The 540-nt window shown below is 53.0% G+C and carries 1 protein-coding gene; it reads right to left on the bottom strand.

Annotated features, from left to right (window positions below):
* A partial coding sequence (rplJ, locus tag A3730_RS08630; protein ID WP_063537927.1) for a 50S ribosomal protein L10 occupies positions 1–356 on the bottom strand: 356 nt, incomplete at its 3' end.
* Positions 357–540: the final 184 nt, after the last annotated feature.

Below are 540 nucleotides of genomic sequence, written 5' to 3'. Positions count from 1 at the left end.
CCATAAGTTACGCCACCCACGGCCAGAGCTTTTACTTCCAGCGCGTCATGGTCTTTGGCGAAATCCTTGATGAGGCGAGCAGCAGCGCCCGGATCATCCTGGGAAAAAGCCAAAACAGTGGGGCCAACCAGTGCATCGTTCAGACACTCGAATTCAGTGTCTTTCACGGCGAACTTCGCCAGCGTGTTCCGTACTACTTTCAGGTACACGCCGGTTTCACGGGCCTTACTACGCAACTCAGTCATCTGAGAAACAGTGAGACCACGATAGTCAGCAACCACAGCAGACAGCGCTTCAGTAGCAACAGCATTAACCGAAGCAACAATCGCTCGTTTGTCCTCCAGATTCAAAGGCATGATGTACCTCCTGGATTCACAAACATTAACCGTCAAAATCGACTGCAATCTGATTTCGAGGCGGTCGCCAGAGCCGGTTTCCCGGCCATTATCGCGGAGCCACAACCTGAGCAAATCAGGAAACAACTACCGCGCCTGCGCAGGCGGTTACCCCTTAATTCCGGCGGCCTACTTACCTCATGAA

This window comes from Alcanivorax sp. HI0044 (assembly GCF_001634945.1).
This window is presented reverse-complemented; position numbering and strand designations above follow the sequence as displayed.